Below are 14,682 nucleotides of genomic sequence, written 5' to 3' on the forward strand. Positions count from 1 at the left end.
TCCTCCAGATCTTACGCCTCTTCCCTGTCATTCGTTAATTTTAATTTGTCAAGGATATAGAATACCAGGCTCAGCGCCATTCCTACTACGCAGGCCAGCACCATGCCTGTCAGCTGAATATTTCCAAACTTCACCGAGATTCCGGACAGTCCGGTTACAAATACCACGCTTGTCAGCGTCAGGTTCCTGGAACGTCCATAGTCCACCTTGGAATCCACCAGGATACGGATGCCAGATGCGCCAATCATACCGTACAGGAGGAAGGATATGCCCCCGATGACAGGCCCCGGGATCGTCTGGATCAAAGTAGAAAGCTTCCCTACGAAGGAACAGATAATGGAAAGGACGGCAGCGCCTGCGATCACCCTTACGCTATATACCTTGGTGACAGCCATCACCCCAATATTCTCGCCGTAAGTCGTGGTGGGCACGGAGCCGATACATCCGGATATCATGGTAGAAAGGTTGTCCCCCAGCAAAGACCGGTGAAGTCCCGGATCTTTCAGAAGATCCCGCCCTACAATCTTGCTTGTTACCACCTGATGTCCAATGTGTTCCGATGTAATCACCAGCAGTACCGGAAGGATGATCAGGATTGCCTCCATGCTGAACTTCGGCATCTGAAAATTGGGCATGGCAAAGATGGATGCCTTGGACACTTCCGTAAAATCAACGATGCCGCAGCAAAGCGCAGCCACATACCCCGCGATGACCGCAATCAGTATCGGTATCACAGAAAGGAAGCCGCGGAAAAGGATGTTGCCGAATATCGCCACTCCCAGCGTCACCACAAATACGATCACGTTCTTTGGATCCACCGTCTTCTCCAGCAGTCCCGCGTTGCTGGCGGCGCTCCCGGACAATTCCAGCCCGATCAGCGCAACGACCGGTCCCATAGCGGCCGGAGGCAGCACCACGTCAATCCAGTCGGAGCCGAACTTATAGATGATCAGCGCAAGGAGGCAGCCGCAGAATCCCACGGCGACAAATCCGCCCAGCGCGTACGGATATCCCATCTCGCTGATAACGATTCCCGCTGGCGCAAGAAAGGCAAAACTGGAACCTAGGTAAGCCGGCGCCCTTCCCTTCGTGATCAAGATGAACAGCAACGTTCCCACGCCATTCATGAACAGCACGATGGCCGGGCTGATTCCAAACAGGAACGGCACCAGCACGGATGCCCCGAACATGGCAAACATATGCTGGATGCTTAACGGAACCAGCAGCCGGAAAGGAACCTTGTCCTCTATCTGGATGATTTTTCGACTTTCCATTTTATTTCCTCCTCTTGTTCTTCACTCTCAAAACCTACATTCTTCTATATTTTATCATAAGGAAGTGGGGAATGGAATTAGGAATTTAGGGGAATTGGGGGAATTGGGAGGATTGGCGAACCGCCTGAGGGGAGGGGGCGTGGTTTGCTCCGATGCTTTGGCGCCTCCATCTCTTGCACGGATACGTAAGGCTGCCAGAGAGTCGCCGATAGCGGCTCTTCTCTGGCAGTCTAACGTATCCGGCAAGGATATTCCGGACGCCGCCGCTTACCCTGCGCAAGCCACGCCCCCTCCCCTCAGGCTCCCGGCAATTTGCTGGCAATTCCGACGTCAGTGCGGGCGATAAGGTACGCCTTTTGGCAGGATATATTATATAATATCCACTTTTAGAAATTATTCCCCCGGATTATTGTACATGGATTGTAAACTTTTCTTCCTTTCTCACTAGCGCCCTTTATGAAAGTGGCGTACCCTATCGCCTGCACTCACCTAAGAATTACCAGCGTATTGCCGGGAGCCGGGGAAGGGCGGGTGTGGATCGCGCAGGCAAGCGGAGTCGTCCGAAGGATCCTTCCCCAAACTGTAAGAGTCTGAGGCAGGAGGCCTTAAGCCGACTGTCTCAGACTCTTACAGTTTGGTGGAATAGCCGGAGGCGGCGAAGCATCGGAGCAATCCGCCCCCGCCCTTCCCCGGCGTCCTCAATCCGCTAAAATTCTCTTAGTACAATTCCTTCACCGTAGGATATATCCGCCTAAACTTCTGATACCTTTCCTCATATTTTGCCACCAGTTCCGGATCCGGCTCTACCGTATCTACTACTTTTACTAGTTTTTTGGCGATCGTCTCCACATCCGGGTAGGCTTTGCAACCTACTGCCGCCAGCATGGCTGCGCCAAGCGCCGGCCCTTCCTCGCTCTCGATCACATCTACCTTCATGTTCATTACATTTGCGATGATCTTCTTCCACAGCGGGCTTTTTGCCCCGCCTCCGCAGATCTTCGTGCGCTCGATCTGGATGCCAAGACTTCTTGCAACTTCCAGGGAATCCCGAAGCCCGAATGTAACCCCTTCCAGCACGGCCTGGGTCATATCCTCCCTTGTGGTATCCATGGACATGCCGATGAACATCGCGCGGGCATCCGGGTTATTATGCGGAGAACGCTCTCCCATCAGGTAAGGAAGGTAGAATACGTGATTCTCCCCAAGCCTGGTAATGCCCGACTGTTCTGCGGCAAAGTCCTTGGACTTTAAGATTTCCTCGCTCCACCATTTGTTGCAGGCGGCCGCGCTCAGCATACAGCCCATCAGATGGTAATTGCCGTCCGCGTGGGCAAAGGAATGCAGTGCATTGTGCTCATCCACGCCGAATTTCTTGCTGGAGATGAAGATGGTCCCTGAGGTTCCAAGGGAAATATTGCATCTTCCTTCTCCCACCGTGCCTGTTCCGACGGCTGCCGCCGCATTGTCCCCGGCGCCTGCGATTACTTTTACCGACTTTGGCAGCCCCAGTTCTTCGGCAATCCCGGGTCTCAGCGTGCCCACCACTTCGTAACTTTCGTGCAGCGTAGGCAGCTGTGCTTCTGTAATGCCGCAGATATCCAGCATTTCCCCGGACCAGCATCTGTTCTTTACATCCATCAGCAGCATCCCTGACGCGTCGGATACATCCGTGCAGAAAGAGCCGGACAGCTTGTAGGCCAGATAGTCCTTGGGAAGCATGATTTTGCTGATTTTCCCAAAATTCTCCGGCTCATGCTTCTTCATCCAGAGGATCTTCGGCGCGGTAAATCCCGCAAATGCAATGTTCGCCGTATATGCGGACAGCCGTTCCTTGCCGATCGTCTGATTCAGGTAATCCGTCTCTTCCCCTGTTCGTCCGTCATTCCACAGTATCGCCGGGCGGATAACATTATCATCCTTATCCAGCGCCACCAGCCCATGCATCTGTCCGCCGAAGCTGATGCCTGCGACCTCTTCTTTGTCACACTCTGCGGTCAGTTCCCGGATCCCTTCCATGGACTGTTCGAACCAGTCCTGCGGCCTCTGCTCCGACCAGCCCGGGTGCGGGAAGAACAAGGGATATTCTTTGGAAACGATATTGCGTATTTTGCCTTCTTCATCCATCAGCAGCAGTTTTACCGCTGAAGTTCCCAGATCCACTCCTATATATAGCATCTTTTTTCCTCCTTTTATTCCATTTCAACTCTGTTTCTGCTCATAATCTTGCACATACGGCTTTCTATGCCATTCTATCCGCCATTCCTTCCGTCTTACCGCCAGGGATTTTCCGTCGGATATCTGACGGTGGCAGGCTGATTATAGCCAATCTCTTCCACCGGCACGCCGATATACTTGAACACCTCGAACAAGGCCTTTCCGTGGTGGCCGAACGCAACAGCGCCATGGTGCGGATATCCTCCTTCGATCAATACGTGGCGGTAGAACCTTCCCATCTCGGGAATTGCAAATACTCCAATTCCGCCAAAGGAGCGGGTTGCGACAGGCAGCACCTCTCCGTGGGCAATGTAGGCTCTCAGACGGCTGTCCGCAGTACTCTGCAGCCGGAAGAAGGTAATGTCTCCCGGAATGATATCTCCTTCCAGTGTTCCCTGCGTCACCTCCTGTGGAAGCGCCCTTGCCATGATCTTCTGATACTTCATCTCACAGAATGCCAGTTTGGATGAGGCCGTATTGCCGCAGTGGAATCCCATGAACGTATCCTGTCTGGTATAATTGAATCTGCCCTTGATATCCTCTTCAAACATATCTTCCGGCACGGAATTGTTGATGTCAAGCAGGGTTACCGTATCGCCGCTCACGACAGTTCCGATGAATTCGCTCAGCGCTCCGTAGATATCCACCTCGCAGGATACCGGAATGCCCTGGGCGGTCAGGCGGCTGTTCACGTAACAAGGCACGAAGCCGAACTGGGTCTGGAACGCTGGCCAGCACTTGCCAGCGATCGCTACGTATTTGCGGTATCCCTTATGTTCCTCTACCCAGTCTTTCAGCGTCAGTTCGTACTGTGCCAGTTTCGCAAGAATCTCCGGCTTCTTATTGCCCTCTCCCAATTCCTCTTCCATCTCCCTGACAATGCCGGGAATCCGCTCATCCTCGTCATGCCTATGGAAGGCCTCGAACAGATCCAGCTCCGAATTCTCCTCGATCTCCACCCCCAGATTATACAGCTGCTTGATGGGGGCATTGCAGGCAAGGAAATTCAGAGGCCTTGGCCCGAAACTGATGATCTTCAGATTGCTCAATCCTATGATAGCCCGGGCAATGGGCAGGAATTCATGAATCATATCCGCACATTCTCCTGCGTCCCCCACCGGATATTCCGGTATGTAAGCGTTTATGTTCCGCAGTTTCAGGTTATAGCTGGCATTGAGCATTCCGCAATAGGCATCTCCGCGGCCATCCAGCAAACTGCTGCCCGTCTCCTCTGCTGCTGCCAGGAACATCTTTGGCCCGTCAAAATGCTTTGCAAGCAGGGTCTCCGCTATCTCCGGCCCGAAGTTGCCAAGATAGACCGCCAATGCATTGCATCCGGCTTTCTGTATATCCTCCAGTGCCTGCACCATATGGATCTCGCTCTCTACAATACAGATCGGACATTCATAGATTCCTTCCTCCCCGTATTTTTCTTGATAGGCCTTCATCAGATTCTCTCTTCTCGTCACGGACAGACTCTCCGGGAAGCAGTCGCGGCTGACAGCCACAACCCCAATCTTCACTTCTGGCATGTTACTCATAATCATTGTACCTCCTTCTCCTATTTCGTCAAGTAATTATAGCGTAATATTTTCTCCTTTTAACCCGCAGAAAGCGCCTTCGATCGCGGCCTCCTTATGGGCGATCAGCCATTTGTTCCTGGCCGCCAGAAGCCGGTCCTCTCCATCCTTTCCAGGCTTAAAGCCCAGGTCTGTATTGGTATCTTTCGGCAGTACGATGACGCATCTAAACCCATTTCCCTGCGCTGTACAAGGCGCATAATGAAGCGTCGTGGCATATAGTTCCACCGCCGTCCCGGCCGGAACATAATATGCCTGCGCCCTTTCCGTATCATAGGTGTAATCCGCCTCTATATCCTGCTGCCGTCCCAGAAGCAGAATCAGATCGCTGGCCGCAATGTCTATCTCCGAGGAACGATGGTACTCCAGCGCATTCAGCTTATGATTATTGCCATTGCAATAGCCAATCTGGATGGGCAGGCCTCCGTATGCCCGCTCTTTCAGTTTCGCCGCCACAGGCAGCCCTTCCAGTTCCTCCACGGACGCCATATAGATGACGCCGTCATCTGGTACCGGCGTGTGTCCCATCTCTTTTAGCATCCGGTCAAAGCCATAACCTTTCAGCACCTTTCCATATACTCCAAAAGACGGATCTGTAACCTTGCGAATCTCCATGTTTTCTTCCTCCTTTTGCCTTCGTTTGCTATAAGGTCATTATATCAACTTATTCTTTCTGCCTCGACCAATTATTCGCCCTGTTTATGGCAAATTCTTGCCTTTTTGTTCAAAAGGGGACAGGGCAGATGCCAAGTGGGGACGTAACACTTTTGAAAAGTGTTACGTCCCCACTTAAGTCCCCGCTTGATTCTCTGCCTGACGCTTTCTGTATTCGCTTGGCAGCATGCCATATTTTCTTTTGAATACCTTTGCAAAAGCCTTGCTGTTGGCAAAGCCGTTATTACTGGCGATCTCGCCAATCGCATCGGATGTGTTCACCAGATCCTTGTATGCATATTCCAGCCTGATATGATCCAGATAAGTCTTATAATTGGTCCTGGCATACTTCTGAAACATCCTGGACAGATACGTCGGCGAATAGCCGAAGATCTTCGCCAGGCTCTCCAGGGATAAGTCCTTGGTATAGTGTTCCTTCATGTATGCCGTGATAGCGGAAAGCTTATTCAGCTTCTTATTCCGGCGCACCAATTCCATGCTGACCTCCATCTCACGGTATTTGGCCACCAGAAGATACACCAGCAGGTAGAACTGGCCCAGGACCTTCAATTCATAGCCGCAGTCCCGGCGGGCATATGTCTCGTACATATCTTCGATGAGGCGCATCACTTCCTCGTCCTGAAGTCTGGAACTATGGGAGAAGTAGATGAAACGTTCCTCCGTATAGTAATTTTCGAACGTGGCCAGCGGTATCTGAAGCACAATGGTCCGGTTGGCCTTTGGGGACTGGATGGAATGAATCTCATTGGAATTGACCAGCATGAATTCTCCGGGCTTAAGCGGGTATTCCTTCTCATTCAGGAAGAATCTTAATTCTCCCTCAAACAGCGCAAATATTTCTACCGACCGATGCCAGTGCTTCTCCCTGACGTAGTTGCCATCCTTGCCTTCGAAGATGAACATCTTAAATGGGATATCATCATTGGGCATGATGAACTCATGTGAATATTCCATATCTGCTTATCCTCCATTTTCACAGGGTTTGTCTGAAGCGCCGGCCTGTATCCACCCGGTCGCTCCCAGTACCTGGACCGCCATGGCTCCGCATGCATTTGCGTATTCGGCGCATTCCCGCAGTTCCCTGCCTTCCGATAATGCGTAGATAAACCCGGCGGCAAAACTGTCTCCGGCTCCGGTGGTATCGATGCATCTTACCCCCGGCTTCGCCATCACCCTGTAGCATTCCCTTCTGTTCCTTACCAGGCATCCTCTGGCCCCGCATTTGATGACGACATTCTTCACGCCTGCCTCAAGCAGGCGCTCTGCTGCCTCTTCGGCCGTGTCCTTCCCGGTCACCAGGCATGCCTCCTCCTCATTTGGCAGAATGTAATCTACATATTCCAGCGCCTCTTTGATATCCTCCACCGTCTCGCCGTGCTTCCTTTTGGTCATATCCGCGCACACCATCATCCCCTGGCTCTTTGCCTGGGCAAATATCTTCGTAAGGCTCCTGCAGTCAATCTCAGGAAACACGAAGATGCTGGCAAAGCTAAGAATCTTTGCCCCTTCCGGGAAAGGCATCCTGACATCCTCTATTTTAAGCCTCCTGAGGCTTCCGTTGGCATTGGTTAGGAAACTGCGTTCCCCGCCTTCCTTGATCAGGACCACGTTGATTCCCGTGGATATCTCAGGGCGGATCTGCCGTGGATCTACCGCGATCCCCTCTTCCATGCACATCTCCCGGATTATCCGGCCTGCATGGTCATCCCCAAGTACCGTCTCCAGGCGGACCTTTTTCCCCATTCTAGCCAAGATCACAGCCTCGTTAAATGCGTCTCCCCCGGTGGACATGCAGATATCCTCCATGGGACTTGAGCCCGTACGAAACACCGCTTCGTCCGCCGGCCTCGCCAGCACGTCCATAATTGCCGCTCCTATCACCACTATTTCCGGCATTCCTCTTCTAGTCCTTTCTCTCTTTGCCTTTTTCATGCTTCTTCTGATACATCCGCGTATCTGCCTGTTCTACCAGATTGTAGATGGATATCTTCTCATCTCCGTCATGGATCGCATATCCTGCGGAAAATGAAGTCTCTGGCTCAAAGTCCTGCATCTTCCTTTCAAAGGCTGATTGAATCCTGTTGATCAGCTCTTCCATCTTATCCTTTGAAGCATTTGCCATCATCACTACGAATTCATCTCCTCCGGTACGGTATGCCCACGCGTCCCTGGCTAGGCCTTCTCTTATCGCTTCTGCGGAGCGCTTGATATACTCGTCTCCGAAAATGTGTCCGTAATGATCATTTACTGCCTTCAGATAATCCAGATCAATGACGCCTACGCCGATATTCTTTAACTTCTTTTCAGCCTCCAGATTCCCCATATCAATGTCAAACGCGTTCCGGTTCTTCATCTGCGTCAGCATATCCGTATTATACATATCCTTGCTCAAAGGATTGGAGAGCCTTCGAAATCGGAACTTTGCAATCGTTCCAGCTAATATGCACATAGCAATGATAATGATCGGAGATATAATTTCCAGCCTCCGGTAAGCATTGTACTGCTCCTCCGCGTCAAACTCCACTCCCATCACGCCTATAACAGGACTGTCCTTCGCATCTCCCTTATGGATTGGATAATAGGCAAGAAATATCTTCCCCCAGGAAGTCTCCAATATCTTGTCCGGAAGCACTACCTCTCCCTGGTACGCACGCTCGATGTCCGCAATAATCTCTTTCTCAATAGGATCCCCCGGATTCCGGAAATCTGGCGACGATTCTTCCAGCCCATCCACCACATAAATATATTTCCCGTCCGTATTCTTCTTCGCTGTGTAGAGATAGCGCACGCCTGTAGCCTTCCTTATCTCCCCCAGCAGTTTCTTATCTCTCTGATAGGCCAAAGAGTCCACGTCCTGGATCGTATTTACAGCATCAAAATCTTCTTCCACCAGCACCTGTTCCAGATACTGGTGAATAGATTCTGTACGCATCTCAAGCGTTTTTATCATCTCATTGTATGTCGTTTTGTAATAAAACCCATAGATAAATACGGAAGAACAGATGGTGAGCGCCACCGCAAGCAGCGCCGCCTGTACATCTACTCTCCCAAGTCCTTTATGGAGCTTTTTTCTTATCGTATCCATCCGGCATTTCCTTCCTGGCTATAGCCACACGCCCGGCAATCTGCCAGCTTCTTTTAATAGTGTACTACGCCAGGCTTGCATACGCAATTACTAAAACCGTAATTGTTATTGCACTTTTCCATAGCACTGGGTAATGGTCACCGAACTGGTATCCTCATCCTCGATTTCCGCTTCAGCATACGTCTGTCCATCGACAGGATGCAGGATTGGCTGGATCGCCAGGTCTTCCGGGACCAGCTTCCCCCGCCACGCTTCCAGATCCTCTTCCTCCTGGTAGAACCTGACGCCTGTATTCCCGGTTCTCTGCCCTGCGCCGGATGGGATATTCTTAATTTTTAATCCCACGATCTTATAATCTTCCAACTGTTTCCCCACTTCTGCCCCATGCTCTCTTAGGAAAGCGCAGGTTTGCCCGAAGAATGGATAGATGGCGGCTCTCATATCTTTGGCGCTGACTTCGGATTCCAATTCTATGTAGCCGGCCGGAAGCGATTCCTTCAGATCCGCAAGTTTCAGGCTGCCAACATCCGCTTTATACGCAGCCAGAAAGTCTTTTTTCTCCTGGGCTGACAGCCGAAGCGTCTGTTCAAGCACGCCGTCCGACCAGACCAGTCTTTCCTGATCCGCCTCCTCAATCTCCGTCAGCGGGTAGGCCTTCTCTTTATATTCCCTGCTCTCATACACGCCGGCAAACGTATCCAAACTCTCTTCATCCACCGGATAGGCCCGGTATTTCTCTGCCCCGTTTTTCATCTCATAGCATACGGTAACCGTCGTAACTCTGCCGGATTCTTTTTCTGAACCATCTCTGGCGTTCGTCTTCCCATTCCATGCATTTCCCTGCTGGCAAACCTCCCTTAGCCAGGCAAGCCCTTCTTCCATTCCGTTCTCGTACAAAGAATACTGCGCAAGCCTAGCGTCTATCAGATAATGGTCCCTTCCCGCTTCAATCTCTTCAAATTGGGCCTGGCCGATATCCACCCCATTCATGAAGATGGAAAGTCCCTTGATCTGGTCCGGCTGCGGGTAGAAGCCATCGAAGGAATCACAGCCTCCGAGAAAGGCAAGTGCTGCCGTGCATACGACGATGCATTCTGCCACCAGCTGTCCCTTCCTGCGTCCTATCTTTCTTAAGGGCGCCCGAACCAGCCCCTCCATCAGCAGATGGGCGGCCAGCGTGCCGGCAGCGCCAGCCATCAGAAGGCACAGCACGTCTTTTAAGCCTCCTTCCCCCATTGTTTGGAAGACCTTTAGGATCAAGGTACAGACGCATAAGCCAGCAAGCAGAGATAGCAGGAACTCTGTCACGCGTTCCGCCAACCGGCTCGCAAAGCCCCTTCCTGTCATCTCCGTCTTTCTTCTTCCCAATACCAGCAGAATTGCTATGCCCAGAAGCAATATCCATGCAAATGCAGCGCACATCTGCCCACCATTCGGGAAGTACTCCAGTACCTCCCGCCTCTCATACAGGAAGGTTCCTGCCAAAACTTCCGCAAGCCTTGCAGGCGCCAGCATTCTGCCGGCCTCTTCCAAGAGCGGGATGCGGTAAAACGTATGGAAGACCTCTTGGGACATTCCAAGCAGGACGTACTGTATCAGGATCTCGAAATAAAACAGCAGAACGGCCAGCACCGCCACCGCAAAAGCCACTCTGCCCGATACCGCGGCAGCCAAAAGCCCCATATGGTAGAACAGCAGAAAAACCAGCAAAAAGACGATCACGCTGCGCACGGTATACCCACTGGCATAAGAAGCAAACACAGTATCACGGCTTGCCTGATACAGGGCGCATGCCGCCTGGGTGATTAAAAACGGAAAGGCAAAATGCAGCAGCCCATGGAAATAATGCGTCCAGAATATCGTGCTTCTCTTTACCGGAAGACTAAAGTAGAAGTCCTGCTTTTTCGCCTGGAACAGATAGCCGAATTCTGAAAACGCCAATAAAATTCCAAGTCCCATACACAGATAAGATAATTCCGCGCTTCCAATTCCGGAAAACGCAAAGTCAGTATCTATAGAAAGCGACATGACTTTGAATATCAGATACAGCGCAAACCCTCCCCAGGCAAGGATCGCGCTGATATGCCCCCGCCCGGCTTCTTTCAGCCAATTACTGTAATACTTTGCGGATGTCATAACCATTTTCCTCCATCTCTGTCATAAATATCTCTTCCAGCGTCATCGGCACCTCCTTGTAGAAGATGGGATTCCTCTGCCGGATATTCTCCAGGGCCTCCTCTTTCTTTCCTCTGGCGATCACCGTAGTAAAGCAGCCGTCCCGATGGCAGCGCACAATCGACGGATGCTCCGCCATCAGCGGTTCGTCCTGCTCGAATACGCACTGAATCTTGGTCATCGTTCCTGCCTTCTCCCTCATATCGCCGGCCAGCAAAAGGCCTCCTTTGTGCAGGATCCCAATCTCATTGCAGAAGTCCTCCAGATCCTGTAATTTGTGGGCTGCCACCACAACGGTAAGCACGCGCTCCTGGATTTCTTTTCCAAACAGGTTCTTCATCGCCTCCGTCACCACCGGATCCAGTCCGTCAAATACTTCGTCGCACAGCAGGTAGTCTGTATTGGCGCACAAGGCCAGGATCAGAAACGCCTGCCTCTTCATTCCCTTGGAAAATGTACGCAGCGGCCGCCGGATATCCAGTTCCAGCCGATCCGCCATATACCGCACGCCGTTTCGGTCCATGGCAGAATACTGCTTCTGATAGAATCTGGCCATATCTTCCATGGTGGCTGTTGGGAAATAATAAGGGTCGTCCGGCAGATAGAAGAAGCGTTCTTTTGCCCCGGGATTCTCATATGCGTCCTCTCCATCAATCCTGACCGTCCCGGCGTCAGCCTTAAGAATTCCTGCCATCACCCGAAGAAGCGTGCTTTTCCCGGCTCCGTTGGTTCCCAGCAATCCAAATACTTTTCCTTCAGGTATTCGAAAGGAGACTTGGCTTAACGCCGCAGTGTCGTCAAAATGCTTGCTTATGTTCTCAATCTCTATCATCTGAACCCTCTTTTCGCCCTATACTTTTGTTTTATATGTTACAACAACTTAATAAATTGTAACATATTTGTAATATATTAGCAAGTTTTCAGGATTGCCGCACCTCTGCATGCTTCTGCCATCCTGCTGGCGGCTTTCTCTCATTTCAGGAGAAAGACCCCCGGGGAATTGATTTCTATTCCCCGGGGGTCTTCTTTATTCAATATCTAATTCTGGCGGCACATCCAGTTCGTGCGGTACAGGCCTGCCGTTCTTCTTTCTCTGTCTTACGCATTCCGTCAAGAGATATTCTATCTGGCCGTTGACAGAACGGAAGTCGTCCTCTGCCCAGGCGGCGATCGCATCGTAGAGTTTGGCTGAGAGCCGGAGCGGGACCTGCTTTTTCCCTTTATCTGCCATATCAGTAAAGTGTTCCTGAATTTACGATCGGCTGTGCATCATGATTTCCACAAAGCACTACCAGCAGATTGGATACCATTGCCGCCTTTCTCTCTTCATCCAATTCTACCACCTGATTCTCATTCAGCCGTTCCAAAGCCATCTCAACCATCCCCACTGCACCGTCTACGATCATTTTCCTGGCATCAATGATAGCAGATGCCTGCTGTCTCTGCAGCATAGCCGCCGCAATCTCAGGCGCATAAGCCAGATAGGTAATACGTGCCTCGACGATCTCAAGGCCTGCCTCTTCCACCTTTGTCTGGATCTCTTCCCGGATTCTGGAAGCCACCACCTCGCTGGAGCCTCTCAGGCTTCCGTCGTCGGCAATCCCATCTCCCGTGGTGTCCACGTTGGGAGCCACATCATAAGGATACAGTCGCACGATGTTCCTCAGAGCGCTGTCGCACTGGAGGGACAGATATTCCTTGTAGTTATCCACATTGAAAACTGCCTTTGCCGTGTCAACTACCCGCCATGTCACCGCGATTCCGATCTCAACGGGGTTGCCCAGACAGTCATTGATCTTCTGCCGGTTATTATTCAAAGTCATAATCTTTAAGGAGATCTTCTTATTTCCGGCCTCCGCGCCTGCACTCTGACCGGATTCCTTTCTCTTGCCTCCGTCCACATCGCCGCTCTGGCTAAGCCTTGTCTTAGATGCCGGGTTGACGCTTGTGCAGAATGGATTCACATAATAGAACCCATTATCCTTCAGCGTGCCGATATATTTACCGAACAGCGTAAGCACCAGTGCCTCCTGCGGCCTTAAGACCTTCAGGCCCAGGAATGGAATCCAGCCGATACAAACCCATATGCCTGCTAAAATTCCTACTGCCACATGCTCCCCGGCCACTCCATAGATCAGGCCTGCCGTTGCTGCTCCGTATAGGACAAGAAGTAACAGAAGCATAGCCATGCCATACCGTTTGCCCTTAAAAACCTTTTCTTTCATAATTCATACCGCCCTTCTATCTTTTGATGTTTTAATGATATCATTTTGATATCAGTTTGTCAACAACTACCTTCGCATGAATTATAAACTCTTTTCAGATTTATACGGTATATCCGGAAAAGCAAAAAAAGGACCTTCCGATTTCTCGGAAAGCCCTTTTGAATTCAAATAATCCAATATTATTCGATGATTGTAGCAACTCTTCCTGATCCTACTGTACGTCCGCCTTCACGGATAGCGAAACGAAGTCCCTGCTCCATAGCAACTGGGTGAATCAGTTCGATTGACATCTCTACGTTATCTCCAGGCATGCACATCTCAACGCCTTCTGGCAGGTTGCAGACACCTGTAACGTCTGTTGTTCTGAAGTAGAACTGTGGACGATAGTTGTTGAAGAATGGAGTATGACGTCCACCTTCATCTTTTGTCAGAACGTAAACCTGAGCTGTAAACTTGCTGTGGCATGTTACAGAACCTGGTTTAACAAGAACCTGTCCTCTTTCGATCTCTGTTCTCTGAACACCACGAAGCAGAGCTCCAATGTTGTCTCCAGCCTGACCTTCGTCAAGAAGCTTACGGAACATCTCGATACCTGTTACAACAGTCTTTCTTGTCTCTTCCTTGATACCAACGATTTCAACTTCGTCGTTTACATGAAGAACACCACGCTCTACTCTACCTGTAGCAACTGTACCACGTCCTGTGATCGTGAATACGTCCTCTACTGGCATCAGGAATGGCTGGTCTGTTGCACGCTGTGGATCTGGGATGTAAGAATCTACTGCATCCATCAGTTCCATGATCTTGTCGCCCCATTCTCCTGAAGGATCTTCAAGAGCCTTAAGAGCAGAACCCTGGATGATTGGTGTATCATCGCCCGGGAACTCATATTCATCAAGCAGTTCGCGAATTTCCATTTCTACTAATTCAAGAAGTTCTTCATCGTCTACCATGTCGCATTTGTTCATGAATACAACGATGTAAGGAACGCCTACCTGACGAGAAAGCAGGATATGCTCTCTTGTCTGAGCCATAACACCGTCAGTAGCAGCTACAACGAGGATAGCGCCGTCCATCTGAGCAGCACCAGTGATCATGTTCTTAACGTAGTCAGCATGTCCTGGGCAGTCAACGTGTGCATAGTGACGCTTCTCTGTCTCATACTCAACGTGAGCTGTAGAGATTGTGATACCACGCTCTCTCTCTTCTGGAGCCTTGTCGATGTTTTCGAAATCTACAGCAGCGTTACCAGCAACTCTTTCAGAAAGAGTCTTTGTGATAGCAGCTGTTAAAGTTGTTTTGCCGTGGTCAACGTGACCGATTGTACCAATATTACAATGTGGTTTGTTTCTTTCAAATTTAGCTTTTGCCATTTTGAATATCCTCCTTAAATACAGCGCCTTTTCGGCATTTATAATTTTTTACGTTTGCTCGGCTATCTCTGATTATATTTC

General features: G+C 50.7%; 12 protein-coding genes. All 12 read right to left on the reverse strand.

Features of this window, described 5'->3' with window-relative positions:
* Window positions 1-11: 11 nt before the first annotated feature.
* The gene (gene uraA, locus K0036_RS17130) at window positions 12-1,274 is read right to left on the reverse strand and encodes a uracil permease (RefSeq protein ID WP_025641793.1); all 1,263 of its coding nucleotides are present in this window, start codon (window positions 1,272-1,274) and stop codon (window positions 12-14) included.
* A 717-nt stretch (window positions 1,275-1,991) separates the two neighbouring features.
* Entirely contained in the window at window positions 1,992-3,449 is a 1,458-nt protein-coding gene (gene xylB / locus K0036_RS17135) for a xylulokinase (protein WP_173694136.1), read from the reverse strand.
* Between the two features lie 95 nt (window positions 3,450-3,544).
* Window positions 3,545-5,029 carry an L-fucose/L-arabinose isomerase family protein gene (locus K0036_RS17140; RefSeq protein WP_025641788.1) on the reverse strand — a complete coding sequence of 495 codons (1,485 nt, stop codon included), beginning with the start codon at window positions 5,027-5,029 and terminating at the stop codon, window positions 3,545-3,547.
* A 36-nt stretch (window positions 5,030-5,065) separates the two neighbouring features.
* Window positions 5,066-5,683, reverse strand: coding sequence for a DUF4867 family protein (locus K0036_RS17145; RefSeq protein ID WP_025641787.1), 618 nt, complete (start codon window positions 5,681-5,683; stop codon window positions 5,066-5,068).
* A 174-nt stretch (window positions 5,684-5,857) separates the two neighbouring features.
* Window positions 5,858-6,697, reverse strand: coding sequence for an AraC family transcriptional regulator (locus K0036_RS17150; protein WP_025641786.1), 840 nt, complete (start codon window positions 6,695-6,697; stop codon window positions 5,858-5,860).
* Between the two features lie 6 nt (window positions 6,698-6,703).
* The gene (locus K0036_RS17155; protein ID WP_025641783.1) at window positions 6,704-7,639 is read right to left on the reverse strand and encodes a carbohydrate kinase family protein; all 936 of its coding nucleotides are present in this window, start codon (window positions 7,637-7,639) and stop codon (window positions 6,704-6,706) included.
* 7 nt (window positions 7,640-7,646) lie between these two features.
* Window positions 7,647-8,828, reverse strand: a complete 1,182-nt coding sequence (locus K0036_RS17160; RefSeq protein ID WP_220430259.1) for a GGDEF domain-containing protein — start codon at window positions 8,826-8,828, stop codon at window positions 7,647-7,649.
* A gap of 105 nt (window positions 8,829-8,933) precedes the next feature.
* Window positions 8,934-10,964 carry a DUF6449 domain-containing protein gene (locus K0036_RS17165; protein WP_259283344.1) on the reverse strand — a complete coding sequence of 677 codons (2,031 nt, stop codon included), beginning with the start codon at window positions 10,962-10,964 and terminating at the stop codon, window positions 8,934-8,936.
* On the reverse strand, window positions 10,939-11,835 hold the full coding sequence (locus K0036_RS17170) for an ABC transporter ATP-binding protein (protein ID WP_220430261.1): 897 nt from the start codon (window positions 11,833-11,835) through the stop codon (window positions 10,939-10,941). The genes K0036_RS17165 and K0036_RS17170 overlap by 26 nt, the downstream gene beginning before the upstream one ends.
* A gap of 195 nt (window positions 11,836-12,030) precedes the next feature.
* Window positions 12,031-12,234: a hypothetical protein gene (locus tag K0036_RS17175; RefSeq protein ID WP_004607449.1), complete on the reverse strand. Its 204-nt coding sequence runs from the start codon at window positions 12,232-12,234 to the stop codon at window positions 12,031-12,033.
* A gap of 1 nt (window position 12,235) precedes the next feature.
* Window positions 12,236-13,228 (reverse strand): SPFH domain-containing protein, encoded by a 993-nt coding sequence (locus tag K0036_RS17180; protein WP_173694132.1) that lies wholly within the window; start codon window positions 13,226-13,228, stop codon window positions 12,236-12,238.
* 179 nt (window positions 13,229-13,407) lie between these two features.
* The gene (tuf, locus tag K0036_RS17185; protein WP_025641770.1) at window positions 13,408-14,601 is read right to left on the reverse strand and encodes an elongation factor Tu; all 1,194 of its coding nucleotides are present in this window, start codon (window positions 14,599-14,601) and stop codon (window positions 13,408-13,410) included.
* Window positions 14,602-14,682: the final 81 nt, after the last annotated feature.

This window comes from [Clostridium] scindens (genome assembly GCF_019597925.1).
Classification (GTDB): domain Bacteria; phylum Bacillota; class Clostridia; order Lachnospirales; family Lachnospiraceae; genus Clostridium_AP.